Source organism: Citrobacter sp. MGH103, assembly GCF_001034475.2.
GTDB classification, from domain to species: domain Bacteria; phylum Pseudomonadota; class Gammaproteobacteria; order Enterobacterales; family Enterobacteriaceae; genus Citrobacter; species Citrobacter freundii.
On sequence record NZ_CP073043.1, the window covers coordinates 3,190,216 to 3,214,973 of the forward strand.

Annotated in this window: 26 protein-coding genes and 1 tRNA gene; 13 read left to right on the forward strand and 14 right to left on the reverse strand. The window is 51.5% G+C overall.

The window, feature by feature from the left end:
- Positions 1–365 precede the first annotated feature (365 nt).
- The 5 genes from trxB to infA all read left to right on the forward strand — a co-directional run bounded on the left by trxB (position 366) and on the right by infA (position 6,190).
- Positions 366–1,334, forward strand: coding sequence for a thioredoxin-disulfide reductase (gene trxB, locus SK33_RS15405; RefSeq protein ID WP_003035727.1), 969 nt, complete (start codon positions 366–368; stop codon positions 1,332–1,334).
- Positions 1,335–1,448: 114 nt separating this feature from the next.
- Positions 1,449–3,215, forward strand: coding sequence for a heme ABC transporter permease/ATP-binding protein CydD (gene cydD, locus SK33_RS15410; protein WP_048219191.1), 1,767 nt, complete (start codon positions 1,449–1,451; stop codon positions 3,213–3,215).
- Positions 3,216–4,937 carry a heme ABC transporter ATP-binding protein/permease CydC gene (gene cydC, locus SK33_RS15415; protein ID WP_003035722.1) on the forward strand — a complete coding sequence of 574 codons (1,722 nt, stop codon included), beginning with the start codon at positions 3,216–3,218 and terminating at the stop codon, positions 4,935–4,937.
- Positions 4,938–4,981: 44 nt separating this feature from the next.
- Positions 4,982–5,686 carry a leucyl/phenylalanyl-tRNA--protein transferase gene (gene aat / locus SK33_RS15420; RefSeq protein WP_032948928.1) on the forward strand — a complete coding sequence of 235 codons (705 nt, stop codon included), beginning with the start codon at positions 4,982–4,984 and terminating at the stop codon, positions 5,684–5,686.
- A gap of 285 nt (positions 5,687–5,971) precedes the next feature.
- Positions 5,972–6,190, forward strand: a complete 219-nt coding sequence (gene infA / locus SK33_RS15430) for a translation initiation factor IF-1 (RefSeq protein ID WP_002211347.1) — start codon at positions 5,972–5,974, stop codon at positions 6,188–6,190.
- Between the two features lie 79 nt (positions 6,191–6,269).
- On the opposite strand, the gene SK33_RS15435 is transcribed toward infA, so the two are convergent.
- Entirely contained in the window at positions 6,270–7,181 is a 912-nt protein-coding gene (locus SK33_RS15435; RefSeq protein ID WP_003847025.1) for a LysR family transcriptional regulator, read from the reverse strand.
- 108 nt (positions 7,182–7,289) lie between these two features.
- Here SK33_RS15435 and SK33_RS15440 point away from each other — a divergent pair, with 108 nt between their 5' ends.
- The 3 genes from SK33_RS15440 to SK33_RS15450 all read left to right on the forward strand — a co-directional run bounded on the left by SK33_RS15440 (position 7,290) and on the right by SK33_RS15450 (position 9,081).
- The gene (locus SK33_RS15440; protein ID WP_048219193.1) at positions 7,290–8,150 is read left to right on the forward strand and encodes a pirin family protein; all 861 of its coding nucleotides are present in this window, start codon (positions 7,290–7,292) and stop codon (positions 8,148–8,150) included.
- 16 nt (positions 8,151–8,166) lie between these two features.
- Positions 8,167–8,844 carry an isochorismatase family protein gene (locus SK33_RS15445; protein WP_003035382.1) on the forward strand — a complete coding sequence of 226 codons (678 nt, stop codon included), beginning with the start codon at positions 8,167–8,169 and terminating at the stop codon, positions 8,842–8,844.
- A 149-nt stretch (positions 8,845–8,993) separates the two neighbouring features.
- Positions 8,994–9,081: transfer RNA gene (locus SK33_RS15450), tRNA-Ser, on the forward strand.
- 323 nt (positions 9,082–9,404) lie between these two features.
- Here SK33_RS15450 and rlmC read toward each other — a convergent pair.
- From rlmC to SK33_RS15500, 10 genes are all read right to left on the reverse strand, one after another.
- Positions 9,405–10,532 (reverse strand): 23S rRNA (uracil(747)-C(5))-methyltransferase RlmC, encoded by a 1,128-nt coding sequence (gene rlmC, locus SK33_RS15455; protein WP_048219195.1) that lies wholly within the window; start codon positions 10,530–10,532, stop codon positions 9,405–9,407.
- Between the two features lie 41 nt (positions 10,533–10,573).
- A complete protein-coding gene (locus SK33_RS15460; RefSeq protein WP_003035378.1) occupies positions 10,574–11,062 on the reverse strand; it encodes a YbjO family protein in 489 nt (162 codons plus the stop codon).
- A 59-nt stretch (positions 11,063–11,121) separates the two neighbouring features.
- Positions 11,122–11,967 carry a putrescine ABC transporter permease PotI gene (gene potI, locus SK33_RS15465; protein WP_003035376.1) on the reverse strand — a complete coding sequence of 282 codons (846 nt, stop codon included), beginning with the start codon at positions 11,965–11,967 and terminating at the stop codon, positions 11,122–11,124.
- Positions 11,964–12,917, reverse strand: coding sequence for a putrescine ABC transporter permease PotH (gene potH, locus SK33_RS15470; RefSeq protein WP_003035374.1), 954 nt, complete (start codon positions 12,915–12,917; stop codon positions 11,964–11,966). Before potH ends, potI begins: the two co-directional genes overlap by 4 nt.
- Before the next feature lie 9 nt (positions 12,918–12,926).
- Positions 12,927–14,060, reverse strand: coding sequence for a putrescine ABC transporter ATP-binding subunit PotG (gene potG, locus SK33_RS15475; RefSeq protein ID WP_003035373.1), 1,134 nt, complete (start codon positions 14,058–14,060; stop codon positions 12,927–12,929).
- Positions 14,061–14,198: 138 nt separating this feature from the next.
- Positions 14,199–15,311 (reverse strand): spermidine/putrescine ABC transporter substrate-binding protein PotF, encoded by a 1,113-nt coding sequence (potF, locus tag SK33_RS15480; protein WP_003035370.1) that lies wholly within the window; start codon positions 15,309–15,311, stop codon positions 14,199–14,201.
- Between the two features lie 433 nt (positions 15,312–15,744).
- Positions 15,745–16,221: a YbjN domain-containing protein gene (locus tag SK33_RS15485; protein WP_003035368.1), complete on the reverse strand. Its 477-nt coding sequence runs from the start codon at positions 16,219–16,221 to the stop codon at positions 15,745–15,747.
- A 90-nt stretch (positions 16,222–16,311) separates the two neighbouring features.
- Positions 16,312–17,214, reverse strand: a complete 903-nt coding sequence (gene rimK / locus SK33_RS15490; protein ID WP_003836932.1) for a 30S ribosomal protein S6--L-glutamate ligase — start codon at positions 17,212–17,214, stop codon at positions 16,312–16,314.
- Between the two features lie 59 nt (positions 17,215–17,273).
- Positions 17,274–17,996 (reverse strand): nitroreductase NfsA, encoded by a 723-nt coding sequence (nfsA, locus tag SK33_RS15495; protein ID WP_003836934.1) that lies wholly within the window; start codon positions 17,994–17,996, stop codon positions 17,274–17,276.
- Positions 17,980–18,270: a YbjC family protein gene (locus SK33_RS15500; protein ID WP_032948923.1), complete on the reverse strand. Its 291-nt coding sequence runs from the start codon at positions 18,268–18,270 to the stop codon at positions 17,980–17,982. Before SK33_RS15500 ends, nfsA begins: the two co-directional genes overlap by 17 nt.
- A gap of 172 nt (positions 18,271–18,442) precedes the next feature.
- On the opposite strand from SK33_RS15500, the gene SK33_RS15505 reads away from it, so the two are divergent.
- Positions 18,443–18,706 carry a GrxA family glutaredoxin gene (locus SK33_RS15505; protein WP_003035358.1) on the forward strand — a complete coding sequence of 88 codons (264 nt, stop codon included), beginning with the start codon at positions 18,443–18,445 and terminating at the stop codon, positions 18,704–18,706.
- A gap of 34 nt (positions 18,707–18,740) precedes the next feature.
- Here the strand turns inward: SK33_RS15505 and SK33_RS15510 are convergent, their stop codons facing one another.
- Entirely contained in the window at positions 18,741–19,121 is a 381-nt protein-coding gene (locus SK33_RS15510) for an inner membrane protein YbjM (protein WP_003035356.1), read from the reverse strand.
- Between the two features lie 269 nt (positions 19,122–19,390).
- Here SK33_RS15510 and SK33_RS15515 point away from each other — a divergent pair, with 269 nt between their 5' ends.
- Positions 19,391–21,076: an aspartate:alanine antiporter gene (locus SK33_RS15515; RefSeq protein WP_003035354.1), complete on the forward strand. Its 1,686-nt coding sequence runs from the start codon at positions 19,391–19,393 to the stop codon at positions 21,074–21,076.
- Between the two features lie 61 nt (positions 21,077–21,137).
- On the opposite strand, the gene SK33_RS15520 is transcribed toward SK33_RS15515, so the two are convergent.
- Positions 21,138–21,350, reverse strand: coding sequence for a hypothetical protein (locus SK33_RS15520; RefSeq protein WP_249418520.1), 213 nt, complete (start codon positions 21,348–21,350; stop codon positions 21,138–21,140).
- Between the two features lie 258 nt (positions 21,351–21,608).
- Here SK33_RS15520 and SK33_RS26460 point away from each other — a divergent pair, with 258 nt between their 5' ends.
- From SK33_RS26460 to SK33_RS15530, 3 genes are all read left to right on the forward strand, one after another.
- Positions 21,609–22,181 carry an MFS transporter gene (locus SK33_RS26460; RefSeq protein WP_251363590.1) on the forward strand — a complete coding sequence of 191 codons (573 nt, stop codon included), beginning with the start codon at positions 21,609–21,611 and terminating at the stop codon, positions 22,179–22,181.
- 159 nt (positions 22,182–22,340) lie between these two features.
- Positions 22,341–22,820, forward strand: a complete 480-nt coding sequence (locus tag SK33_RS26465; protein WP_251363591.1) for a hypothetical protein — start codon at positions 22,341–22,343, stop codon at positions 22,818–22,820.
- Positions 22,821–22,984: 164 nt separating this feature from the next.
- Positions 22,985–23,782 carry an SDR family NAD(P)-dependent oxidoreductase gene (locus SK33_RS15530; RefSeq protein WP_048219199.1) on the forward strand — a complete coding sequence of 266 codons (798 nt, stop codon included), beginning with the start codon at positions 22,985–22,987 and terminating at the stop codon, positions 23,780–23,782.
- 12 nt (positions 23,783–23,794) lie between these two features.
- On the opposite strand, the gene SK33_RS15535 is transcribed toward SK33_RS15530, so the two are convergent.
- Positions 23,795–24,709: a DMT family transporter gene (locus SK33_RS15535; RefSeq protein ID WP_048219202.1), complete on the reverse strand. Its 915-nt coding sequence runs from the start codon at positions 24,707–24,709 to the stop codon at positions 23,795–23,797.
- Between the last annotated feature and the right edge of the window lie 49 nt (positions 24,710–24,758).

A 24,758-nucleotide genomic window follows, 5' to 3' on the forward strand; every position in this document is an offset into this window, starting at 1 on the left:
ACACCATGCGTAGATTTCGCTAACACGGTAAACATGGTATCTACATGCATGATTATGCAGCACATACATGACACAGTTTTTTTCTTCCTTGAATGTTTTCGCAAAACAGCAGGGGATTGTCAAAGCAAAACATCGATTTTTAGTACAACATGCCAGTTATTCATTCGCAGTGATGGAAAATCGTCATTTTATCACCTTATAACTGACCGATTTTAAGTAGAAATCGTTATAGTATTACGGCTGATCACCCCGTTCATCGGTTTCTGCTATTACACATATTGTTAACAAAATCGCCATACTCTTTTTTTACGTCTGTAAATTCCCTACAATCCTGCTCATTGCCTGCCAACAACTATGGGGATCTCATGGGCGCAACCAAACACAGTAAACTTCTTATTCTGGGCTCTGGCCCTGCGGGGTATACCGCTGCGGTCTACGCTGCACGCGCGAACCTGCAACCGGTACTGATTACCGGTATGGAAAAAGGTGGTCAGTTGACCACAACAACAGAAGTGGAAAACTGGCCTGGCGATCCGCACGATCTTACTGGCCCGCTGCTGATGGAACGTATGCACGAACATGCGTCCAAATTTGACACTGAAATCATTTTTGATCACATCAGCAAAGTTGATCTGCAAAACCGTCCTTTCCGTCTGACCGGCGACAGCGGTGAATACACCTGTGACGCACTGATCATCGCCACCGGCGCTTCAGCACGTTACCTGGGTCTGCCTTCAGAAGAAGCATTCAAAGGCCGTGGCGTTTCCGCCTGCGCGACCTGCGACGGTTTCTTCTACCGTAACCAAAAAGTTGCGGTGATCGGCGGCGGCAACACCGCTGTTGAAGAAGCGCTATATCTGGCGAATATCGCATCTGAAGTGCATTTGATTCACCGTCGCGACAGCTTCCGCGCGGAGAAAATTCTCATCAAACGTTTGATGGATAAAGTTGAAAACGGCAACATCGTGCTTCACACCCACCGCACGCTGGAAGAAGTGACCGGCGATCAAATGGGCGTAACCGGACTGCGTCTGCGCGATACGCAAAACACTGACAACGTGGAATCACTTGACGTTGCCGGGTTATTTGTCGCTATCGGTCACAGCCCTAATACCGCTATTTTCGACGGTCAGCTTGAACTGGAAAACGGCTACATCAAAGTTCAGTCCGGTATTCACGGCAATGCCACTCAAACCAGCATTCCGGGTGTCTTCGCAGCCGGTGACGTGATGGACCATATTTATCGCCAGGCGATTACGTCTGCGGGCACGGGCTGTATGGCCGCGCTTGATGCAGAACGTTATCTCGACGGTCTGGCGGACGCTTGCAAATAAGTTTTACAAATCAGTAACAAAAGTAAAAAAGGCGACTATAAGTCGCCTTTATTTTTGCCTCGTTGTAACATTGCCCTGCCCAAAAATTCCAATAACTCACCTGCTAAGCGTGCAATGAATAAAACCCGTCAAAAAGAGCTGACCCGCTGGTTAAAACAGCAAAGTGTAATTTCCCAACGATGGCTGAACATTTCGCGCCTGTTGGGGTTCGTGAGCGGCCTGTTAATTGTCGCTCAGGCCTGGCTCATGGCCCGAATTCTGGACCATATGATCATGGCCAATATTCCCCGAGAGGCGCTTCTGCTTCCTTTCATCGTGCTGGTATTGATTTTCATCCTGCGGGCATGGGTCGTCTGGTTACGCGAACGGGTCGGGTTTCACGCAGGGCAGCATATTCGCTTTGAAATTCGCCGCCAGGTGCTTGACCGTCTGCAACAGGCAGGTCCGGCCTGGATACAAGGCAAACCGGCCGGGAGTTGGGCCACGTTGATCCTGGAGCAGATTGACGATATGCATGATTACTATGCACGTTATCTGCCGCAAATGGCGTTGGCCGTATGCGTCCCCTTATTGATCGTGGCGGCGGTATTCCCGTCAAACTGGGTGGCCGCCCTTATTCTGCTTGGAACTGCCCCGCTGATCCCGTTGTTTATGGCGATGGTTGGTATGGGTGCTGCCGACGCTAACCGCCGCAATTTTCAGGCTCTTGCTCGCCTCAGCGGCCATTTCCTCGACCGCCTGCGGGGCATGGAGACGCTAAGAATCTTTGGTCGCGGTGAAGCCGAAACGGAAAGCATCCGCGCTGCGTCACAGGATTTCCGCCAGCGCACCATGGAAGTCCTGCGCCTGGCTTTCCTGTCATCCGGTGTCCTTGAGTTCTTTACCTCCCTGTCCATCGCACTGGTCGCGGTTTACTTCGGCTTTTCCTACCTTGGCGAACTCGATTTTGGACACTACGGCACAGGTGTCACATTGGCTGCCGGCTTCCTCGCGCTCATTCTGGCGCCGGAATTTTTCCAGCCCCTGCGCGATCTGGGCACGTTTTATCACGCCAAAGCACAAGCCGTTGGTGCAGCAGACAGTCTGAAAACCTTCATGGAAACCCCGCTTGCACATCCTGAGCGTGGCGATATTGAGCTGGCGACAAAAGACGCCGTGTCAATCGAAGCACGAGATCTGGTCATCACCTCGCCGGAAGGTAAAGTGCTTGCAGGCCCGCTCAACTTTACCCTGCCAGCCGGTCAACGCGCGGTGCTGGTTGGCCGCAGCGGCTCCGGAAAAAGTTCGTTGCTCAATGTCCTGTCCGGATTTCTCTCTTATCAGGGATCGCTGCGAATTAACGGCTTTGAACTACGTGACCTGTCGCCTGATTGCTGGCGCAAACAGCTGTCCTGGGTTGGACAAAATCCGCAGCTCCCTGCCGCCACGTTACGCGATAACGTGCTGCTCGCTCGCCCCGATGCCAGCGAAGAACAGCTGCAGGCCGCACTCGACAGCGCCTGGGTCAGTGAGTTTTTACCGCTACTGCCGCAGGGTGTAGATACACCAGTAGGCGATCAGGCGGCTCGACTTTCTGTCGGACAAGCGCAGCGCGTTGCCGTGGCTCGCGCCTTACTCAATCCGTGTCAGTTGCTGCTGCTGGATGAACCCGCCGCCAGCCTGGATGCACACAGCGAACAACGCGTGATGCAAGCGTTGAACGCAGCGTCACGCCGCCAGACTACGCTGATGGTGACACACCAACTTGAAGACCTTGCCGACTGGGACGCTATCTGGGTGATGCAGGACGGACAGATCGTTGAACAAGGCACTTATGCAGAACTTAGCGCAGCCAACGGGGCGTTTGCGACATTACTGGCTCATCGTCAGGAGGACATCTAAATGCGCGCTTTGCTACCTTATCTGACGCTGTATAAACGTCACAAATGGATGTTAACCCTGGGGATCGTTCTGGCGATCGTCACACTGTTGGCAAGTATTGGTTTGCTGACGCTTTCCGGTTGGTTCCTGTCGGCTTCTGCTGTGGTGGGTGTCACCGGGATTTACAGTTTTAACTATATGCTCCCTGCCGCCGGGGTACGCGGTGCGGCAATCACCCGCACCGCGGGCCGCTATTTCGAGCGATTGGTCAGCCACGACGCGACGTTCCGCGTGCTGCAACATTTGCGTATTTATACCTTCAGCAAACTGCTGCCGCTCTCTCCTGCTGGCCTGTCCCGTTATGGACAAGGTGAATTGCTTAACCGCGTGGTGGCGGATGTCGACACGCTCGATCATCTCTATTTACGCGTGCTCTCCCCGCTTGTAGGCGCTTTTGTCGTCATCATGGTGGTCACGCTGGGGCTAAGCGTTCTCGATTTCACGCTGGCTATTACTCTCGGCGGTATTATGCTGCTGACCTTATTTATCTTGCCCCCACTCTTTTATCAGGCAGGTAAAAGCACCGGGCAAAGCTTGACGCATTTACGTGGGCAGTATCGTCAGCAGTTAACATCCTGGCTGCAGGGCCAGGCTGAACTGACCATCTTTGGTGCCAGTGAACGTTACCGCGCGCAAATGGAAGCCACTGAGTTGCAGTGGCATGAAGCCCAACGACGTCAGTCTGAATTAACGGCGCTATCACAGGCGGTCATGCTGTTAGTCGGCGCACTGGCAGTGGTTGTGATGTTATGGATGGCCTCAGGTGGCGTAGGTGGCAATACCCAGCCTGGTGCGCTGATCGCGCTGTTTGTCTTCTGTGCGCTGGCCGCATTTGAAGCATTAGCACCCGTCACCGGCGCGTTTCAGCATCTCGGACAGGTTATTGCCTCTGCGCTGCGCATCACCGAACTGACTGAACAGCAGCCAGAAGTCACCTTCCCGGATGCCGGTTCCCCGGTTTCTGAGCAGGTCACTCTCACGCTACGCGATGTATCATTCAGTTATCCGGGACAAGCACAAAAAGCGCTCGACACCCTTTCCCTGAAGGCTCAGCCCGGTGAGCATATTGCGATTCTCGGCCGCACCGGATGCGGTAAGTCAACGTTACTGCAATTGCTTACCCGTGCATGGGATCCGCAGCACGGCGAAATTCTGATTAATGAGCAGCCGATTTCAGCCCTCAGTGAAACCACGCTGCGCCAGAGCATCAGCGTCGTGCCACAGCGCGTGCACCTGTTCAGCGCGACGCTTCGCGACAATCTTCTGCTGGCGGCACCGCACGCCAGTGATGACACATTATCCGCAATGCTGTGCCGCGTCGGTCTGGACAAACTGCTTGAGGGTGATGGACTCAACGCCTGGTTAGGCGAAGGGGGTCGACAGCTTTCTGGTGGCGAACTTCGTCGTCTGGCTATCGCCCGTGCCTTATTGCACGATGCCCCACTGATGCTGCTGGACGAACCGACCGAAGGACTTGATGCAACAACAGAAAGCCAAATGCTTGAATTAATTGGCGATGCCATGCGTGATAAAACCGTACTGATGGTGACACATCGTCTGCGCGGCTTGTCACGTTTTGATCAAATAATAGTGATGGACAACGGACACATTATTGAGCAAGGTAATCACGCAGATTTGTTAGCCCGGCAGGGACGTTATTACCAGTTTAAGCAACGTCTGTAAGCTATTATTGAACGATCAAACTCGCGTAGTGGAGTTTCGCAGTCATGCGCCTGGTGCAATTGTCCCGTCATTCTATAGCCTTCCCTTCACCGGAAGGCGCTTTACGCGAGCCTAACGGTTTGTTGGCGCTTGGCGGCGATCTCAGTCCAGCCCGACTATTAATGGCCTATCAGCGCGGAATTTTCCCGTGGTTTTCGCCTGGCGACCCCATCCTTTGGTGGTCGCCCGATCCACGCGCCATTCTTTGGCCCGAGAAATTTCATCTCAGCCGCAGCATGAAACGCTTTCATAAAAACTCGCCTTATCGCGTGACGCTCAATTACGCGTTCGGTCAGGTGATTGAAGGCTGCGCGAACGACCGGGAAGAAGGCACCTGGATAACGCATGATGTAGTGGACGCCTACCATCGCCTGCACGAACTGGGCCATGCGCACTCCATTGAAGTGTGGCGACAAAATGAATTAGTGGGCGGTATGTATGGCGTGGCGCAAGGTACACTATTTTGTGGCGAATCAATGTTCAGCCGTCAGGAAAATGCGTCCAAAACCGCACTGCTTGTTTTTTGCGCTGAATTTATCCGTCAGGGCGGAAAATTAATCGACTGCCAGGTATTAAATAGCCACACAGCTTCGCTGGGCGCCGTCGAAACCCCTCGTCGGGAGTACCTTGAACACCTGAGCAGACTGCGCCAGCAGCGGCTACCGAGCCATTTCTGGGTTCCCAGGACGTTATTTTCGCCTCAGGGGTGAATGTTTTCGGCACATTTTTTGTCGGGGTGTTATAATTGTCGCGCAGAGTTGGTTTAGCCCATTACCCCGCCGCCGTTAAGGAACAGTTCGCGTCAGGCAACGCCTATCGTTTATCTCCTCGTTCCCTTACACGTTGCGCTTTAAGTGCGGCTTTGCCGTGTGTGGTTAGAGTAATGCGCCAAACCCGATTTGCTGTGTTTTAAACGCACAAATCTTTACTTATTAAAAGAACTTCGGCATTATCTTGCCGGTTCAAATTACGGTAGTGATACCCCAGAGGATTAGATGGCCAAAGAAGACAATATTGAAATGCAGGGTACCGTTCTCGATACGTTACCTAATACCATGTTCCGCGTAGAGTTAGAAAACGGTCACGTGGTTACTGCACACATCTCCGGTAAAATGCGCAAAAACTATATCCGCATCCTGACGGGCGACAAAGTGACTGTTGAGCTGACCCCGTACGACCTGAGCAAAGGCCGCATTGTCTTCCGTAGTCGCTGATTGTTTTTAACGCCCGAATGGCGTCCAGATAATAAAAGGTCGGTTTAACCGGCCTTTTTTGTGGGCTGAGGATATGTATTTAATCCTCAATCATCCGCGCATATTCTTCCGTTAAGAAATCTACTAAAGCGCGCACTGACGGCAATAATCCCCTGCGTGATGGAAAGACTGCGTGAATAATTTCTCGCTTCGGTTCCCAACCGTCGAGCAACGCCACCAGTTCACCCGCGGCTAATTGATCTTTTACCATCAGTTGCGGAAGTTGCACTACCCCCACACCGGCAACTGCGGCTTCACGTAGCGCCAGCATATCGGTGGTAATCATTCGCGGCGTGAAATGCACCTCTGCCCGCGCGCCCTGCGGGCCAAATAACTCCCAACGATGTACATGTTTGCCCGAGGCGAGACTCAAACCAGGCCAGCGTGTCAGCTCCGCCGGAGAGTGTAACGCCCCCATTTGCTCGATTAACTGCGGGCTGGCATACAAACGATGCCCCCTGTCCGCCAGCACACGCATCACCAGGTCGCTATCCTCAAATGGTCTGGGCCTGACACGAATCGCCACGTCCAGACCTTCTCCAACGACGTCAACACGACGATTTGTCGCCTCCAGTTGCACTGATACGTCAGGATAACGCGCCATAAAACGAGCAAGCATCGGCCCGATATGCACATGCAGCAACGTGACCGGGCACGTCAACTTCACCACGCCACGCGGTTCAACCTGTAACGCGGCAATGGCATCCTGCGCCGCCTGCGCTTCAACCAGCATCGCCTTACAGTGTTCGTAAAAGGTTTGCCCCACTTCCGTCACGTTAAACTGGCGGGTGGTTCGCTGAATCAGTCGAACCCCCAGCCTCTCTTCCAGTTGCGCTATCCGTCGGCTTAGTTTTGATTTCGGTTCATCAAGCGCCCGACCCGCCGCCGCGAATCCTCCTTCCTCTACAACATGCACAAACCATGCAAAATCATTGAGATCTGGCTTCGTCATCTAATTGTCCTATTTATGAGACAGTGAGAACTATTTTAGCTACTACTCAGCTCGCTGTCATGAATATAAGCTTATTCACATCAAGATAACGCCACTGAGGAGACACAAATGAAACACGTAACAGGCGTCTACACCGCACCTCGCCCGCACTGGGTTGGTGATGGATTTCCGGTTCGCTCGATGTTTTCTTACCAGTCTCATGCTGAACAACTAAGTCCGTTCCTGCTGCTGGATTACGCCGGTCCACATACGTTTACGCCGGGTAACGAAAAACGCGGCGTAGGCGAGCACCCTCACCGTGGTTTTGAGACGGTGACCATCGTTTACAGCGGCGAAGTTGAACACCGTGATTCAACCGGTCGCGGCGGCATTATCGGCCCCGGCGACGTGCAGTGGATGACTGCGGGTGCAGGAATATTACACGAAGAGTTCCATTCACCAGAATTTACCCGTCAGGGCGGCGAACTGGAAATGGTACAGCTGTGGGTCAATCTGCCAGCAAAAGACAAAATGGCCGTTCCGGGTTACCAGGGCATCAGCAGCGATGTGATCCCCTCTGTCGCCCTGCCTGATGAAGCAGGAAGCGTTCGGGTGATTGCGGGCAGCTATCAGGATACAAAAGGCCCGGCACATACCTTCTCGCCGCTGAACGTTTGGGATATGCGTTTACAACGTAATCATCAGCTCACGTTGTCCCAGCCGGAAGGATGGAGCACTGCGCTGGTGGTATTGAAAGGGAATATCACCGTAAACGGCACTACGTCTGCCAGCGAAGCGCAACTGGTGGTGCTGAGCCAGCAAGGGAAAACGCTGCATATTGAAGCCTCCAGCGACGCCAGCGTGCTGCTGCTTTCTGGAGAACCGTTGAACGAGCCGATTGTAGGTTACGGTCCGTTTGTAATGAACACGAAACGAGAAATCGCTGAAGCCGTACGCGATTTTAACTCCGGCCGCTTTGGCCAAATCTGAATCGAAGGAGAAGAATATGTCCAGTCCTGCAAACTTTAATGGTTCACGTCCCGTCATCGATGTAAATGATTCCGTCATGCTGCTTATCGATCATCAGAGCGGGTTGTTCCAGACCGTCGGCGACATGCCAATGCCAGAACTGCGTGCGCGTGCCGCCGCGCTGGCTAAAATGGCGACCCTGGCGAAGATACCGGTGATTACCACGGCATCCGTACCGCAGGGACCTAACGGCCCGCTGATCCCGGAGATCCACGCTAATGCGCCACATGCCCAATACGTGGCGCGTAAAGGCGAAATCAACGCCTGGGATAACGAAGACTTCGTGAAAGCGGTAAAAGCAACAGGTCGCAAGACGCTAATTATCGCCGGTACGATTACCAGCGTGTGCATGGCTTTCCCGGCTATCAGCGCAGTTGCGGAAGGCTATAAGGTCTTCGCAGTGATCGACGCTTCCGGTACTTACAGCAAAATGGCGCAGGAAATCACCCTGGCTCGCGTTGTTCAGGCTGGCGTCGTCCCGATGGATACCGCCGCCGTCGCGTCTGAAATTCAGGGCACATGGAACCGTGAAGACGCCGCCGAATGGGCGGAAGTGTATACCAAAGTCTTCCCGGCTTATCAGTTGCTGATCGAGAGCTACAGTAAAGCCCAGGAAGTCGTGACCAACGGCGAAAAACTGGACTCTCAGCGCTAATCCTATCCTCCGCGCCTGCCTGGGCGGAGGAATATGTATATTGCGTAACCAAACGAGAGTTAACACGTAAATTCTGCTTGACCGTTTTAGCGCAACTCCCTATAGTAGCGCCCCGTTGCCCCCCAAGCGGTCAGGCAGCAATACAATATGGTGAGGTGTCCGAGTGGCTGAAGGAGCACGCCTGGAAAGTGTGTATACGGCAACGTATCCGGGGTTCGAATCCCCGCCTCGCCGCCATATTTAAAGAAGAGCTCGTACGCAAGTACGGGCTTTTTTTTCGCATGTTGCACAGCCTGGTGGGGATGAGAAGCCCGGACCGGGGTTCGACTACTGGCGCAGCCAGTTGGACAGACTGAGAGCATAGCGAACAGGCTGCCCGCAGGGCGAGCGAAGCGAGTCAATCCCCGCCTCACCGCCATATTTTAAGAAGAGCTCGTACGAAAGTACGGGCTTTTTTTTCGCATATTGCATTTGCCGGATGCGGTGCAAGCACCTTATCCGGCCTACGAATGACGAACAACCTGTAGGCCTGATAAGCGAAGCGCCATCAGGCATAGCAGTTATTGTCGGCTGAGCAGCGTTAACACTTCATAATGCGAGGTGTGCGGGAACATATCGAAAAGCTGAACGCGTTCAATGCGATACCCAGGCAACTCACGAATATCCTTCGCCATGGTTTGCGCATTACAGCTGGAATAAACAATAAAACGCGGTGCCATGTGGGAAAGAAAATCGCACAGCGGTTTCCCAATCCCGCGACGCGGCGGATTCACCAGCACCAGATCCGGAACTTCGCCCTGAGCGGTAGCAAACTGAGTTGAATCCAACGCCTGAAAATGCAGATTCTGCAACCCAAGTTCCTGCGCCGAGTGCTTCGCGCAGGTAATCGCCTCTGGCGCGATTTCAATCCCCGTAAGTTTCATTTGCGGCGTAGCGCAGTGCAGGCCAAAACCCCCAACGCCGCAAAACAGATCCCACATGTGATTAACCGGAAGCTGTCGCACCCAGTCGCGCGCCGTGGCATACAACTGCCCCGCCACCACCGGGTTAGTCTGGAAAAAGCTCTGTGGGCGGATCCACAACGGTACATCGTTAAAGCGTTCCGCCAGCGCCTGTTGTTCCGTCAGGAAGATCTCTGTCTCCCCTTCCATAATCGCCATATGCACCGGCTGAATATTGGCAGTGATCACTTTTAACTGTGGGAACTGTGCCTGCAGCCAGGGCAGCGCCGCGCGCAACTGTGCCAGTTTTGCTTCAGAACGCAGGACAAAACGCAGCATCATGCCACCATCGAACCGGCTTTCCGTTAACAGCAAATATTTCAGTTCCCCGCGTTTACGCGCAACGTTATAGGGCGTTAACCCTGCTCGGGCGATAAACGGCTTAAGCGCGGAAAATACGGACGCAAAAGACTCAGGGTAGAGCGGACAGTCGCACAAATCTTCCGGCGTACCGTCACGATGCAACATCCCCAGTAACGGTTTTTCCACGCTGCCGCTGACCACCATTTTGGCTTTATTGCGAAACGCGCTTTCCGGACCACTGACCGGCGCGCACCATTCTCCGACCGGATAATCGGCCAGCAGATTCTGTAGATCGGCTGTTTTAGCGAAGAGTTGATCGGCGACAGGCTGTGTTATCCACTGACAGGAGCGACAGCGTTCGGCGTCATAAAGTGCGCACTGCATACAAAGACCTACAAATTAACCGGGGGCCAAGATTATACACGTTATTGCAAACGGAAGAACCGCCTGCTGGACGCAGGAACAAACAGTAGCAGCAATACCAGCATATCCGGCAGTTTTTGCATCACCAGCGTATGCAGGATTTCGCGTCTGGACTCCCCCGCAATACTGAACAGTTCGGGATATCCGTAGCCCAGCGAAGCTGCCCACAGATAGACGCTGGCGATAATCTGGGTCAACAGATAGATCCAGCGTGCCCAGTTCCGTCCTTTTACCAGCGAAAATGCACAGTAAATTTCGATAAATAGCAGCACCAGACTGCCCAGAAACACCAGCGTCAAATTCCAGGTCTGCACACTGCGATGAATAAACTCACTGGTTCCACGAAACCCAAGCGTATTAAAAATCATCAACAGATCGAGACAGCGGATCATAATAATAGCCAGCGCCGCCACCTGCACCAAAGCAGGGACGTTTAAGCGAGCATGTGATGTGGATGATTTCTTAAAAAATCCCAACGCGTCGTCTTCCATGAAAACGGCGCAACCACCACAGCTGCGCCGTATAGACAGGTTGGCAGATTTTAGTTTTTTCAGCCGCGTCTTGCACGTTGGATATCGCGGATCCGTTGTTTTTCTGTTCGCGCCATCAGATACCACGCGATAAATCCGATAATTCCTACCACACCAAGAATCAGCGTCGCCAGCGCGTTGATCTCCGGGTTCACCCCCATACGTACGCTGGAGAACACCAGCATCGGTAACGTTGTGGCACCAGGACCAGAGACAAAGCTGGCAATAACCAGATCATCGAGTGACAGCGTGAAGGCTAATAGCCAACCGGAAATCACCGCCGGCATAATCATCGGCAGCGTGATGACGAAAAAGACCTTCAGCGGCGTGGCGCCAAGATCCATCGCTGCTTCCTCAATGGAATGATCCAGTTCGCGCAAACGTGAAGAAATCACCACCGCTACGTACGCTGTACAGAAGGTGACGTGCGCCAGCCAGATGGTCAGCATTCCGCGATCAGCCGGCCAGCCGATGGCGTGAGCCAACGCTACAAACAGCAGCAGCAGCGACAAACCGGTAATGACATCTGGCATAACCAGCGGCGCGGTGATCATAAAGGCGAAACCATTCGAACCACGAAAACGACCAAAGCGCACCATTACCACGGCGGCGATGGTACCAAGGATTGCCGCCATCGTCGCAGCGCCTGCGGCAATCGTTAGGCTCATGCCTACGGCGCTTATCATCGCGGTATCGTGAAAAAGCTCGCCATACCAACGCGTTGACCACCCCGCCCAAACCGTCACCAGCTTCGAGCTGTTAAACGAATAGATAACCAACATCAGCATCGGCGCGTACAGGAAGGTAAAGCCAACTACCAGGATAAAAATACGCCACGGCGAGCGAACGACCGGTAAGTTATTCATCCGTGTTCCCCCACGCTTTTTTGCTGATATTTGTGGAACCACATGATCGGCACAATCAGTAACAGCAGCATAATAATGGCGACAGCAGAAGCCACCGGCCAGTCGCGGTTATTGAAAAACTCCTGCCAAAGCACACGGCCAATCATGATGCTGTCCGGGCCACCCAGCAGCTCAGGGATCACAAACTCGCCAACAGCCGGAATAAACACCAGCATTGACCCGGCAATAATCCCGCCCTTGGTCAACGGCACAATCACGCTAAAGAAAGTCTTCAGCGGTCGGGCACCTAAATCCAGCGCCGCTTCCACCAGCGAGTAATCAATACGGGTCAGCGCGGTATAAATCGGCAGCACCATAAAGGGCAAATAGGCGTAAACAATGCCGATATAGACCGCCAGATTGGTGTGCAAAATAGTCAACGGTTGGTCGATGACGCCCAGCCACATTAGAAAGTTGTTCAGGACGCCGTTGTTTTTCAGGATCCCCATCCAGGCATACACGCGAATTAAAAACGAGGTCCAGGACGGTAGGATCACCAGCAACAGCAGAATATTACGCGTTGAGGGTTTACTGTGCGCGACGGCCCATGCCAGCGGGTATCCCAGCAGCAGACAACAGATTGTCGAAATTCCCGCCACCTGTAACGATTGCAGGTAGGCATCGAAATAGAGCGGATCGTCCGTCAGTTGCAGGAAGTTGCCTAAGTTGAGCGTGATGGATAACTGATCGTCAGCCCATGAAACGAGGTCGGTATAGGGTGGAATAGCGCGCGCCATTTCAGCCAAACTGATTTTGAAGACGATCAGAAAAGGCAGCAGAAACAGGAGCAGCAGCCACACATACGGCAGTGCGATCACCAGCTTGCGCCCGTGCTTCATTTGTAGCCGCGACATAAACAGCCTGAATCGCCCCGCGTTATCCACGCGTGCCGCAGGTTCAAGTGTACTCATCTTCGCTCCTTAAACCGTCAACACCACACAGCTGTCCGCATCCCAACATAAACGGACTTCGTCACCCCAGGTTGGTAACCCTTTACGATAACGATGCTCATTTTGTAGCTGGGCGCTCAACATCTGACCGCTTTTCAAACGTACGTGGTACACTGACAAATCACCCAGATAGGCAATGTGCACCACTTCGCCTACCGCGAAGTTATAACCCTCTGGCGGAGGCGCTTCGCAGAGCATGATTTTTTCCGGACGTAGCGCAACATACACCGGGACGTTATCGACAACAGAAGCATCGGCGTCCACTTTCAGCGGATGTACCAGTCCTGGAGACTCAATCACCAGACCATCTTCCCGACGTTCTTTCAGCAGTCCCTCAAAAACGTTTACCGAACCGATAAACTCTGCGCTGTAACGCGTGGTCGGATGCTCGTAGATCTCTTCTGGCTCACCAATCTGGACAAATTTTCCACGATTCATGATCGCAATACGACCCGCCATCGTCATGGCTTCTTCCTGATCGTGCGTCACCATCACGCAGGTCACACCGACGCGTTCCAGGATATCCACTACCTCCAGTTGCATGCGGTCTCGGAGTTTTTTATCCAGCGCCCCCATTGGTTCATCCAGCAGCAGCAGTTTTGGACGTTTTGCCAGGCTGCGCGCCAATGCCACGCGCTGACGCTGGCCGCCAGAAAGCTGATGTGGTTTGCGTTTAGCGAACTCCTGCATATGCACGAGTCCCAGCATCTCATTCACCCGACTGGCGATTTCAGCCTTCGGCAGTTTGTCCTGCTTGAGACCAAAGGCAATGTTCTGCTCGACAGTCATATGCGGAAACAAGGCGTAGGACTGAAACATCATATTAATTGGACGCAGATAAGGCGGGACATGCGCTAAATCGACGCCATCAAGCATGATTTGCCCGGTAGTCGGCAGTTCAAATCCCGCCAGCATCCGCAGCAGTGTCGATTTGCCACAGCCGGACGCGCCGAGCAGAGCAAATATTTCACCTTTGTAGATAGTAAGATTGACGTCATCAACGGCGTGCTGACCGTCAAATGACTTGGTCAGATTGCGAATTTCAAGCAGCGGGGTCAGCGCCTTGCGGATTTTCGCTTGTGGGCGTGGGGTTGCATCATTCACTCAGGTGCTCTCCGGCATAAAACAAAGAAACGGTGCAAATAACGCACCATAACGGTGCGTATTGCCGGGTTATATGTGTCCGGGCTCAACGCTGCCCGGCAGGCACAAATCCTGCCGGGTCATGTCCCAAACATCGGTTTATTTCCCGCTTTTTACCTTCGTCCATGCGCGGGTACGTACACGATCGATCTTCGGATCCTGTACTTTCAGTGTGAACAACTTAGCTCGCACATCCGCAGGCGGGTAAATACCCGGGTTGTCACGAACTTCAGGGCTGACCAGAGCCGTCGCTTCTTTGTTGGCATTGGCATAAAACACGTGGTCGGAGATATGCGCAATCACATCAGGGCGCAGCAGGTAGTTGAGGAACTGATAGGCTTCGTCTTTGTTTTTCGCATCGGCAGGCATCGCGAATACGTCAAAGAACGCCATTGCACCTTCTTTAGGAATTGAGAAGGAGATATTGACGCCATTTTTCGCTTCTTTCGCACGGTTTGCGGCCTGCCATACGTCCCCAGCCCAGCCGATTGCGACGCAGGTATCACCGTTTGCCAGGTCGTTGATGTACTGCGAAGAGTGGAAATAGCGAATATTCGGTCGCAGTTTCAACAACAGATCCGTTGCCGGCCCGGTGTAATCATCCGCTTTGGTACTGTTTGGATCTTTACCCAAATAGTTCAGCACTGTGGCGAACACCTCTTCGGGGGCATCAAGGAAAGAGACGCCGCAACTTTTGAGTTTTTCCAGATTTTCTGGCTTGAGGATCAAATCCCAGCTGTCAACCGGCGCATCCGGCCCCAGCACAGCTTTAACTTTATCCACGTTGTAACCAATACCGGTCGTAGCCCACATATACGGCATCGCAAACTTGTTGTCCGGATCGTGTTTGCCCACCAGCTTCAGCAGTTCAGGATCAAGGTTTTTCCAGCCCGGCAATTTGCTCTTATCCAGCGGCTGGAATACGCCCGCGGTCAGTTGACGCTCAAGGAAGCTGGCGGATGGAACGACAAGGTCAAAGCCGGTACTGCCAGCCATGAGCTTACCTTCCAGCACTTCATTGGAATCAAATACGTCATAGATGACTTTAATTCCGGTCTCTTTTTCAAAATTAGCCACCGTGTCCGGGGCAATATAATCAGACCAGTTATATATATGCAGCGTTTTTTGTTCAGCAGCGAGCGTGCCGGCAGAGACGGCCATCAGAGCACCCGCAACCAGGCCTGATAACCATTTTTTATTTAAGGCGGTCATAATCTCTTTCCTTCTGAAAGTTCGTTAACAAACGAACAAAAATGTCACACTCTAATGATATGCAAGAAACGTGCATATTCTTTCATGCGGCACCGATGTAAAGAGAGACCTCTCCTCACGCCGCTATTGCTCGCTGGCATCCGTCCAGGCATTAAACATACATTGTGGCCGTAGAACAGGTCACAAGGGGCTGTTTAAATGATGACGTTGGTAAGCTTCGCAAGAATAACTTTAGCCAGGAATTGTGGATATAGCCCAGATTAAAAAACGTCTTTTATCAATTTTTTATGCAGGAACTGTCTATGACGTAAAGCGGAAGGCGCTGAATAGAGGTGAATAATTCTTTAATGAAAGGTTAAATACAGAATAAAAACGGGCAATACGCAACCGCTCTGGCAGCGGCTGCGCAATATATGTCCAGATTCAGGAAGAGTTAATGGAGGAAATGAATTTCAGCGGTGCTATTCTGCGCATCTTCTTCAGCATTAAATAACAGCTGATGCGCACCGGCTTCAAGGATCACCATCGATATCTGCTCTTCGCTCTGGCGAACAAAACATTCAAACTGCTCAAACGTCACGCCCGGCATAACGGATAAAGACTGGCAAACCACCAGTTTTGGCAGATTATCATCCTGCATATCCAGAAAAGCTTTCACCGTCAGTGAGCTGGCATTGATCGCGGACAGATCGGCGGCCAGCGGCAGCAGTGCAGAAGGTCTGACTTCTGCCATCGCGGAAAACAGAATGACGTTATCGACCAAATCAACTTTTGCATCAAAGATGCCGTCAAAATTCTGCATGTGCGGCAAATGCAGCGCCTGACAGGTATCGCATTCAAAAAAACTCATGCCCAGGTCGTCGAGCCATTGACGCAACGTATCCAGAGTGGGAACGACCAGTGATGTCATAATAATGTGCGACCTCTATTGATGAAAAAAATACCGGCACAGCTTACGCAAAAAGAGCGTGTCATACCACGATCGCAATCGATATTGCGCTTAGCCGCCGATTTTAAGGCAAAATTCAGGTGTAGCGTGACGTTCGATCCACTGGATCATCTTGCCAGCTATGTCTATCCCGGTGGTTTTCTCCACTCCTTCCAGCCCCGGGGACGCGTTGACCTCCATGACCAGTGGCCCTCGATCAGCGCGCAGAATATCAACGCCTGCAACGTCCAGGCCCATAGTCCGGGCGGCTTTGAGCGCAATTTCTCTTTCGCGCGGCGTGATACTCGCAATAGTCGCCACACCACCGCGATGGAGATTAGAACGAAAATCGCCCTCTTTAGCCCGTCGTTCAATGGCGGCCACTACTTCGTCGCCCACCACGAAACAGCGGATATCGCGCCCCTTCGCTTCTTTGATATATTCCTGAACCAGGATATGGGCATTCAGCCCACGAAAGGCATCTACCACGCTTTCTGCAGCCTGCCGCGTTTCCGCCAACACCACGCCAATACCCTGGGTGCCTTCAACCAGTTTCACCACCAACGGCGCACCGCCAACCATGTCAATCATGTCGCTGGTATCGTCGGGAGAGTGGGCGATCCCGGTGATGGGCAAATCAATTCCCTGACGCGCCAGCAGCTGTAGCGAACGCAGCTTATCGCGCGCTCGTGTAATCGCTACCGACTCATTCAACGGATAGCTACCCAGCATCTCAAACTGGCGCAGCGCCGCCGTCCCATAAAAGGTAATCGCGGAACCAATCCGCGGGATCACCGCGTCGAAATGGGGAAGCTGACGGCCCTTGTAATGAATAGAAGATGCCGCCGGACTGATGTTCATATAGCAAGAAAGGGGATCGATAACTTCAACCAGGTGACCGCGCTGCATCGCCGCTTCACGCAGGCGTTTACAAGAATAGAGCGTTCCGTCCCGGGACAAAATGGCAATTTTCACCCTGCACCTCTCTGAATGACCTGGTAAAAGCTGGCGTATCATACACTGGGTTAAAATCTTTAGCGCGTGGCCCATCCCTGTTTATGCAAATATTCCAGGATAAAGGGGCGACTTTCTTTAATGATGGTACGGCGAATGTGATCGCTCCAGGTGTCACGACGCGTATTGCTGCCGCGGGTCAGATAGTACTGTGCAAGCTGTTCGTCATACTGCGACAAAACGTCTGTATCGAGCGGCTGATACTGGTTTTCGTGCACAACAAGCGACGCAGGCAGGCGCGGCTTGATATCCGGGTTATCCGCAGGCCAGCCAAGGCACAAACCAAACAGCGGCAGAACGTGCTGCGGCAGCTTCAGCAGTTCGGTGACCGGCTCAATATTGTTACGCAGACCGCCAATGAATACGCCGCCAAGTCCCAGCGACTCTGCCGCCGTCAACGCATTTTGCGCCATCATTGCAGTATCAACCACGCCCAGCAGCAGCTGTTCCGCCAGCCCAAGTTGCGCATCAGGGCAAATCTGCAAATGACGATTAAAATCAGCGCAAAACACCCAGAACTCAGCAGCCTGCGCCACATGCTTTTGGCCGCCAGATAAGGTAGCCAGCGATTCACGCAGAGATTTATCCGTTATACGAACGATCGTCGTGCACTGTAGAAAACTGGAGCTTGACGTTCCCTGAGCGGCGGCAATAATCGCCTCACGCTGTGCATCCGAAATAGCATCATCGGTAAAATGGCGAATGGAACGGTGGCTGCGGAGTAAATCAATGGTTGGTGTCATCTCTTTTGTCTCTGTCTAAATCAGTTGAATCACTTGGTGCGCGTGACATCAGTTGCGGTGCCAGCAGTTGCGCAATACGCCACATCAACGCCACCGCAGCAGGGAGCATCAGCAGTACGCCCAGAAATATCATCACCACGCAGGCTAACGGGCTGTTAAGCGGTGCGGGCAAGGTGAGGTAATCGTTAAGCGATAGCAGCGCCAGCGATAACAAAACCATCCCAATTATTTCCAGCATCAATACGCTTTTGGGTAATACGCCAATTGTGCGCATACGCGGCCTCCCGGCGAAATGGCTTTCATTATAAAACGTTCCGGCTTGCCGTGTTTAACAGATATAGCTTGAGGATATCAAAGCAACAGGCTGAACCTGCTTTCCATCCGTCACAAATCGCGGCATCATAACAAGTATTGCCATCCGGCCTGATAAGTTCGAGGAGAAAGAGATGTTTGCCGTTATTTTTGGTCGCCCAGGGTGCCCGTATTGCGTGCGCGCAAAAGAATTAGCAGAAAAATTAAGCAGTGAGCATGACGATTTTAACTTCCGCTACATTGATATCCATGCTGAAGGAATTACTAAAGCAGATCTGGAAAAAACAGTAGGTAAGCCAGTTGAAACCGTTCCGCAGATTTTCGTCGATCAAAAACACATCGGCGGCTGCACGGATTTTGAAGCCTGGGCAAAAGAGAATATGAATCTGTTCGCCTGATAGCTGTTTCTACGCCCTCAGCTTGAGGGCGTCATCAGTTCTTTTTCCGCCGTTGATGCTGATTGAATAAGCTACTGATAAATAAAAAACATAATGCGCCAAGCGCGCACCAAAACACCGCACTAAACAACCACGCCAGCTCTTGCCACAATGAACGCGTCGGCATAAAAACGAACCGCATCAGTAACAGGCAGCACGGCGCCGCCAACATTGCACCAAGAAGGGGTTTGAGTACTTCCCGACGATGGGAAAAAAAGCTTGCTGCAGCACCTGGTAAGATAAAAAACAACAATCCGACCTCGGGATGCCCTGCCGCTCTGAATGCCCCTTTCACGTTCAGCGTTAATGAAAGACACACCACAATAAAGAGCACAAAGCAGCAGACCGCACTCGCCCAACTTTGCTTATGTTTCAATCGTTCCTCCTGACACATTCTCTATCGAACACTCTTTTCGCCCGCAGGCGTCCAGTCAGATAAAGTAACTCGGCATTCCATGCCAAAAACACACCCACACGATTCTTATAGCCGTTGATACGTAATGAGATTAAACTAGCCGCATATATTGTTATGCTGCATTATTCGGGGCTGTGTACGATGCTGTCGCCCCTTAATTTCTGGCAAAAACATTAGCGTAAATTGCCATTTCTTTCAATAGCTTACTAGTAAACAAGAAGTTAGTCTCCGTGAATATAAACGTCGCAGATTTGTTAAATGGGAATTACATCCTGTTATTATTTGTGGTCCTGGCTCTGGGCCTGTGTCTGGGCAAATTACGTCTGGGTTCAGTCCAACTCGGTAATTCCATTGGCGTTTTAGTGGTCTCCCTATTATTAGGTCAGCAGCACTTTAGTATTAACACCGATGCATTAAATCTCGGCTTTATGCTGTTTATTTTTTGCGTCGGCGTCGAAGCCGGCCCCAACTTTTTTTCGATTTTTTTTCGCGATGGGAAAAATTATCTAATGCTTGCCCTGGTGATGGTCGGTAGCGCAATGCTGATCGCCCTGGGGCTGGGTAAGCTATTTGGCTGGGACATCGGCCTGACGGCGGGTATGCTGGCTGGCTCGATGACCTCAACGCCGGTGCTGGTCGGCGCAGGTGACACCTTGCGCCATTCAGGAATGTCAGGAACACAACTTTCAAGCGCTCTCGATAACCTGAGCTTGGGTTACGCCCTCACCTATTTGATTGGTCTGGTCAGTCTGATTGTTGGTGCGCGCTATTTGCCGAAACTTCAGCATCAGGACCTGCAAACCAGCGCCCAACAAATCGCGCGTGAACGGGGCCTGGATACTGATGCCAATCGTAAAGTTTACCTCCCGGTGATTCGCGCCTATCGCGTTGGCCCGGAGCTGGTGGCATGGGCCGATGGTAAAAATCTGCGTGAACTGGGTATTTATCGTCAGACCGGTTGTTACATTGAACGCATCCGTCGCAACGGCATTCTTGCCAACCCGGATGGTGACGCGGTGCTGCAAATGGGCGATGAGATAGCCCTGGTGGGTTATCCGGACGCCCATGCCCGCCTCGATCCCAGCTTCCGTAACGGTAAAGAGGTGTTCGATCGCGATCTGCTCGATATGCGCATCGTCACTGAAGAAATTGTAGTGAAAAACCACAATGCCGTTGGTCGTCGCCTGGCCCAGTTGAAACTGACCGACCACGGTTGTTTCCTGAACCGCGTGATCCGCAGCCAGATTGAAATGCCTATTGATGACAACGTCGTGCTCAACAAAGGTGACGTATTGCAGGTCAGCGGTGATGCTCGTCGCGTGAAAACCATTGCCGATCGTATCGGCTTCATTTCGATTCACAGTCAGGTGACCGATCTGCTGGCCTTCTGCGCCTTCTTTATCATCGGTCTGATGATCGGGATGATCACCTTCCAGTTCAGTAATTTCAGCTTCGGCATCGGGAATGCGGCTGGACTGCTGTTCGCCGGCATCATGCTGGGTTTCCTGCGAGCCAACCATCCAACGTTTGGCTACATCCCACAGGGTGCGCTGAACATGGTGAAAGAGTTTGGCCTGATGGTATTCATGGCTGGTGTCGGTTTAAGCGCAGGCAGTGGCATTGGTAATGGCCTGGGGGCCGTCGGTGGTCAAATGTTGATTGCCGGTCTGGTAGTCAGCCTGGTTCCGGTTGTTATCTGTTTCTTGTTTGGTGCTTACGTATTGCGCATGAACCGCGCCCTGCTGTTTGGTGCCATGATGGGCGCACGTACCTGTGCTCCGGCAATGGAAATCATCAGCGACACCGCACGCAGCAACATCCCTGCGTTAGGCTATGCCGGAACCTACGCGATAGCCAACGTTCTGCTGACATTAGCGGGGACACTCATCGTCATTGTCTGGCCTGGCCTTGGTTAGCGCTGAAATTTACCCTTAAACGAAAATTTTTTGCAGGTAAGCAGAACTTTTCTTCAAGGCGTCAGTCATAACTATTGCCACTGCTTTTCTTTGATGTCCCCAATTTGTGGAGCCCATCAACCCCGCCGTTTTGGTTCAAGGTTGATGGGTTTTTTGTTGCCTGAAATTCACTACTGAAAAAATCAATCACGTACACCAACACCAACACCAACACCAACACCAACACCAACACCAACACCAACACCAACACCAACACCAACACCAACACCAACACCAGCAGTATGCCTGTATTCGAAGTCAGTGTACTTATGGTTCCTCGTGCTGCCTGGCAATCAAACACAATTAAATTTAACTGGAACCCTACCATCGAAAATTATGGCTATATACCTGTGACTCATATCTCAATTTTTTGAGTCAAAAGTTTGACAGTTCATTTCAACTCTGTTTTATTGCCTACACGATAATTATCCACAGCATCTCTATTTAAATAGTGAACTTTTTCATGCTTTTAATTTACTCATGGTGATAAGTAATGAAGCTGCAAACTGTTATTCATAGAAAGAACATAATTTACTTTACTGTCGGCCTGGCCATGTTGACGATAATGGGAATTCTGGGAGTGGACACTTATTTACCTTCAATTCCCGACATCGCAAAAGAATTTGAAAAAAATGTCTCAACCACGCAGTTGTCGATTATGGTTTATACCCTATGCATTGGTTTTGGACAGCTAATTTTTGGTCCATTATCTGATGCTATTGGCCGGCGAAAAATTATGCTTACAGGTGCGGTTATTTATGGCGTGACAACATATTGTCTCACGCTCTCAACCGATCTGGTTATGTTTCTGGCGATCCGTGTCATACAAGGTCTTTCTATATCAATAACGCTGGTTACAGCAATCAGCGCAGTTCGAGATGTAACTCGTGGTTCAGTGGCCGCGACGCTGTATGCCATCATCATCACTATCGAAGGTGTTGTTCCCATTGCTTCGCCCCTGCTGGGAGGGATAATTAATGACTTATGGGGATGGCGCGCAATTTTTTTAATGATATGTGGCTATGCTATTATAACGTTAATATACGTTTATTTTAACTTCCCTTAAACACTCAGTCATGAGAGAAGGATTGCCTATTCATTAAAATCATCATTTAATACGTATAAAGAGATCAGCAAACAACCTCGATTTTATCTACCTTGTCTGTCTCTTGGTCTGTCATTTTCGCTGATTTATTGCTATGTCACAGCCTCCCCATTTATTTTTATGGTTACGTTTGGATACTCATCAACGCAATTTGGTGTGCTTTCATCAATTATTGGAGGCTTCCTACTGCTGGGGGCTGCATTATCAGGTAAACTTCTTAAGAAACGGTCTGCGCCGCAAATTTTGAATTCGTGGCTGAAAATCATCGCCTCATTTATTGTACTGTGTATTCCATTAATAATACTTAGTTATCACGTCAATATTTTTATATTCTTCTTTATTATCCTGATGTTTGCTGGAGGGATGTTCGAATCACTCTATACCTACCTGACCATGTCCAGCCAGCGCACCAACCTGGGAGCGACCTCTGCGTTGATGGGAGCCGCCTCGCTGGTTATTCCGTCAGTCATCGGAGGTGTCGGTAGTTTTTTAATTGAGCTAAATACCAGCATCTGGATGATGTACTTGCTTTTGATAATTTTGATAATGATATACATGTTAAAGAAATATCAAACACTTACAGTAACCGATCGGCGTTAAAATGAGCTGATAGACATTGCTGCTATAAGATCTATAGCAGCAATGGCCCCGACATAACCTGATTTTCATCGCTGAGTGGGGTTCCCCGGAAACGCTTTCTCAAATTTGCAGCATGCCCGTTATGGCACATACTTTACTCGGTGCTAAATGGTGATGGGGTTGCTATGTTACTCTCAGGCAAAGTCGCAGTGATCTTCGGTGGCAGCGGCGCTATTGGTAGTGCGGTTGCGCAGGCGATGGCGCGCGAAGGAGCCCATGTGTATCTGGGAGCGCGCAGTCAGGAAAAGCTGGATTGGGCGGCCAGTATTATCCGAACGGCAGGTGGTACAGTCGAAACCTTTATCACCAATGTACTCGACGAGCACAACGCATCGAAGGAAGTTACCCGCCTTGTACAGCAAACCGGTGGAATAGATGTGGTGGTTAACGCAACGGGATTTATGCACGAACAGGGCAAGCGCATCGATGCATTATCCCTCTCTGAGTTTATGAGCGGTATCACCCCTTTTCTTGCGGCGCAGTTCAATATCGCAAAAGCCGTAACGCCGCACATGGGCGGCAATCGAGCGGGCGTTATTCTCACCATCGTTGCGCCCGCAGCCCCGATGGCGATGCCCGGGCATCTCGGCCATATCGTCGGCTGTGCAGGAACAGAGGCTTTTATTAAGGCGCTCGCCAGCGAGACGGGACCAATAAACATTCGTGTCGTCGGCGTGCGGTCGCATGCAATTGTGGATGCTGTAGCGGCTGGCTCCTATACCGGAGAAATTTTCACCGCTAAAGCACAGTCAATGGGTTTAACCGTCGATCAATGGTTAGAGGGGGCGGCGCAAAGTACCATGCTCGCGCGCCTGCCTACGCTTGCACAAATCGCTGAGGTTACAACCTTTCTCGCTTCAGACCATGCCAGCGCTATGACCGCCACAGTGGTAAATATTACCGGGGGCGCCACCGTAAGCTAATTTACCCGCTTTTCACGCCATGTGCTGCTGCGAGCCTTTTTTTGCACTCGGACGGGAACACAATGCTATACCGCACATAATAACCAACGCGCTCACCAGATGATATGAATGCAGAGCGACGTGCAAAAACATCACGCTAAATAATCCGCCACTCAATGGGATCAAGTGTGAATAGATCTCTCCACGCGTTGCGCCAATGGCGCTAATCCCTTTGTTCCATAATAGATATGACAGCCAGGAAGGAAAAATAACAAGGTATGCCAGCCCAGTTACAACGCCTGTATTGGCATAGCTATTCCATCCCGGCATACCATTGCGTATCAACTCCAGAGCCAGTACCGGAATAAGTACAATCGCACCTAACAGCGCGCTCACTGCGACAAAGGCGTTTCCCTTTACCTCACGCGGTTTAATGCGTAAAAAAGCACAATAGACGGCCCAACTTAACGCTGACCCCATGGTCCAGAAATCGCCCTGATTCAGATGCGCAAATACCCGCGCATTTATCATATCACCCCGCGACACCAGCCATATAACACCAACAGTACTCAGGATCACACCAGCTATATTTCGCGCAGAAATCCGCTCTTTAAAAAAGAACTTATTGATTAACAGTACGAGCGCCGGGGTGGTGGACATATAAATCGCGGCATTAAGCGAGGTTGTATATTGCAAGCCGATATACAACGTTAAGGGGAAAAGAACCTGACCACAAAGCGCAAGGAAGACGATAGTACCAAAGGATTTTTTCATCACCGGCCATTGCTCTGTGACCTGACGAAAATAGAGCGTCATCAATAATAACGCGGTAAATACCCAGCGTGCCGCTGATAAAACGATGGGATTAATTTCAGCGACCAAGAGATGACCAATCACATAATTTCCACCCCAAAAACAGGCAGCCAGACTGAGTAAAAGATAGGGCATATTTGCGCCTTATTGTCAGTTGTACGGTATGACCACAAGGCTACGGCGG